This is a genomic window from Streptomyces sp. NPDC055400 (assembly GCF_053644375.1).
Genome location: NZ_JBSHLM010000041.1, coordinates 1 through 3,727, shown reverse-complemented (window position 1 = coordinate 3,727; position 3,727 = coordinate 1). Strand labels below are relative to the sequence as shown.

Here is a 3,727-nt window from a genome sequence, read left to right as displayed (position 1 = left end):
GGCAGGACGCCGTGGCGCATCGCCTCGACCATCTTGATGATGCCGCCCACCCCGGCCGCCGCCTGGGCATGCCCGATGTTCGACTTCAACGAGCCGAGGTGCAGCGGCTCGTCGCCCTGCCTCTCCTGCCCGTACGTGGCAAGGAGCGCTTGGGCCTCGATCGGGTCGCCGAGCCGGGTACCCGTACCGTGTGCCTCGACCGCGTCGACCTCGGAGGCGCGCAGCCCGGCGCCGGCCAGGGCCTGGCGGATGACGCGTTCCTGGGAAGGGCCGTTGGGTGCGGTGAGGCCATTGCTCGCCCCGTCCTGGTTGACGGCGGAGCCCCGTACGACCGCGAGCACCTGGTGGCCGTTGCGCCGGGCGTCCGACAGCCGCTCCACGAGCAGCAGCCCGACACCTTCCGACCACCCCGTGCCGTCTGCCGAGGCGGAGAAGGACTTGCACCGCCCGTCGGGGGAGAGCCCGCGCTGCCGGCTGAACTCGACGAACGTGTCCGGGCGGGCCATCACGGTCACACCACCGGCGAGCGCCAGGTCGCATTCGCCCTGCCGCAGTGCCTGGGCCGCGAGATGCAGCGCCACCAGGGAGGAGGAGCACGCCGTGTCGACGGTCACCGCAGGCCCCTCAAGACCGAAGGTGTACGCGACACGCCCCGAGATCACGCTCGATGTGTTGCCCGTGAGGAGGTAGCCCTCCAGTTCCTCCGGAGCCTTGAGGAACCTCGACCCGTAGTCGTTGTACATGACACCGGCGAAGACGCCTGTGCGGCTGCCGCGCACGGTGCCGGGGTCGATCCCGGCCCGCTCGAACGTCTCCCACGCCGTCTCCAGGAGCAGCCGCTGCTGCGGATCTGCCGCGACGGCCTCACGCGGGCTGATCCCGAAGAACTCGGCGTCGAACTGCCCTGCCCCGTACAGGAATCCGCCTTCGCGGGCGTACGACGTACCGAGGTGTTCCGGGTCCGGGTCGTAGAGGCCCGCCAGGTCCCAGCCCCGGTCGGTGGGGAAGCCGCCGATGGCGTCCTGCGCGGACGCGACGAGGTCCCACAGATCGTCGGGCGACGCCACACCGCCCGGGTAGCGGCAGGCCATTCCGACGATCACGATCGGATCGTCCTGGTCGTTGGGCCGCGCCCCGGTGCCCAGAGTGCCGGAGGACGGGGTGGTGCCCCCGGGCAGCAGGGTCAGCACATGGGCGGCCAGCGACAGTGGTGTTGGGTGGTCGAAGACGGCCGTGGTGGAGATCCTCAGACCGGTGGCCGTGCCGAGCCGGTTGCGCAGATCGACACCGGCGAGGGAGTCGAAGCCCAGATCGCGGAAGGCGCGGGACTCGTCCAGTGTTGCCGGTGTGGTGTGGCCGAGCACCGTGGCCACGGTCGTCCGAACCAACTCGGCAACCGTACGCTGCCGTTCCTCCTCCGGCAGACCGGCCGTGCGCTGCGCCCATGAGCCGGCGCCCGAGGCCTCGGCCGCTACGGCCGAGGCGCGGGGGCGCGGTGTCCGGACCAGGCCGCGCAGGACCGGAGGCAGAGAGCCCTGTTCCGCCCTCGTCCGCAGGGCGGCCGCGTCGATCCGTACGAGGACCGGTGCCGGGTCCCCGCCGGCGAGGGCAGCGTCGAGCAGTGCCAGGCCGTCGGTGACGGACAGCGGGGCGAGCCCCGACCGCGACCAGCGGGCCAGCTCGGTCGGCCCCAGGCCGCCGCTCATCCCCTCGGGCTGGTCCCAGAGCCCCCAGGCGAGTGAGGTTGCGGGCAGGCCGAGGGCGTGGCGGTGCTGGGCGAGGGCGTCCAGACAGGCGTTGGCCGCGGCGTAGTTGGCCTGTCCGGCGTTGCCGGTGACTCCGACGACCGACGAGAACAGCACGAAGTCGTCCAGTTCGGCATCGGCCGTCAGCTCGTGCAGATGCGAGGCCGCGTCGGCCTTGGTACGGAGCACGGCCTCCAGCCGGTCCGGGGTGAGGCTCCCGATCGTCACGTCGTCGAGGACGCCGGCCAGATGGAAGACGGCCCCCAGGGGGTGCGCGGACGGGATCGAGGCGAGAGCCCCGGCCAGGTCCTCGCGTGAGGCCGCGTCTCCGGCCGCGAACCGCACCTCGGCCCCGGCATCGGCGAGCTCGCGGGCCAACTCGGCGGCAGCTTCCGCCTGTCCCCCGCTGCGGCTCAGCAGCAGCAGGTGCCGGGCCCCGTGCCGGGCCACGAGATGCCGCGCGACGAGCCGGCCGAGCCCACCGGTCCCGCCGGTGATCAGGACCGTGCGACGGCCGTAGCCGCGACCTTCGGACGCGGGCTCGGTGGCACCGCCCCGGACGACCCGGGGTGCGAACAGAGAAGTTTTACGCAGCGCGAGTTGGGGTTCGTCGTGCGGCGCCTCCGACAGGACGGCGAGGTCAGGCGTATCCCCGTCGACATCCGCCAGGGCGAACCGGCCGGGGTGCTCCGACTGCGCCGACCGGACCAGCCCCCAGGCGGCGGCCGACCAGGGGTCGGGTACGGAGTCGTGCTCCACGGCGGCCAGTGCACCGCGTGTGAGGAACAGCAGCCGCGCATCGGCGAAGCGTTCCTGGCCCAGCCACTCCCGTACCAGCTCCAGGGTATGAGCGGCCGCCCCGCGCCCCTGCGGAACGCTTACGGCGACGACATCGGGCACGGGCGAGTCCGGCGCGAGGTCCCCGAGCGCGTCGACGTGCACCGGCCGCGACAGTGTGGAGGCGTCGCGGGCGACGGGCGTCCAGTCGACGCGGTGCGGTGCGGGCGTGTGGCCGCTCGGGACGCCGAGTGCCGCCGCTTCGACCGGCAGCAGGGTGAGAGATTCGGCGGACAGGACGGCGTTGCCGGCCGGGTCGGTGACCGTGAGCCGACCCGACGACCAGCGGGCGCGCACGACGGTGGCGCCGGTGGCGAAGAGCTCGATGCCCGACCAGGCGAAGGGCACCGGCAGCCCGGCGTCCTCCCGCGACTCCCGTCCGACCAGCGGATGCAGGGCCGCGTCGAGCAGGGCCGGGTGGATCGGGAACTCCGCAGCCTGATCCAGCAGTTCGTCGGGAAGCGCGAGTTCGGCGAAGAGGTCCTCGCCGTCGCTCCACGCGGCTCGTACGGCACGGAACGCGGGCCCGTAGGCGTACCCCAGCCGGCCGAGCCGTTCGTACAGCGTCTCGACGTCGAGGGCCTGGCCGCCGCGCGGCGGCCAGGTGCCCTCCGCAGCTGCGGGCCGGGTGAGCGGCGGGGGAGTCAGTGTGCCCGTGGCGTGCCGGGTCCAGTCGCTCACGGTGTCCGGCCGCGTGTGGATGCTGAGGGAACGGTGACCGTCCGCGTCAGCCGGGCCGACGGCCAGCTGGAGCAGCAGGGAACCGGCGGTGGGAAGCAACAGGGGCGCCTCCAGTGTAAGTTCCGCCACCCTCGGCGCGTCCAAGGACTCGCCGACGGCCAGTGCCAGGTCCACGAAGGCGGTTCCGGGCAAAAGCGTGTGGCCGAGGATCTCGTGGTCCGCGAGCCAGGGATGGGCATCCTGCGACAGCTGCCCGGTGAATACCGACCCGCCCTGTCCCGCGAGTTCACCCGACGCACCGAGGAAGGGGTGATCCGTGGCCGCGAGCCCGAGGGACTCCGGACCCGCCGTGGCACGGCTCGGCACCCGCCAGTAGTGGGTGGGTTGGAAGGGGTAGGTGGGGAGGTTGGTGTGGTGGTGGGTGTGGGTGGGTGGGTTGGTGGGGGTGCCTTGGGTGTGGGTGG

1 protein-coding gene is annotated in these 3,727 nt (G+C 72.9%); it reads right to left on the bottom strand.

Annotated features, from left to right (window positions below; genetic code table 11):
• A partial coding sequence (locus ACWIGU_RS44765) for an SDR family NAD(P)-dependent oxidoreductase (RefSeq protein WP_454407698.1) occupies positions 1–3,727 on the bottom strand: 3,727 nt, incomplete at both ends.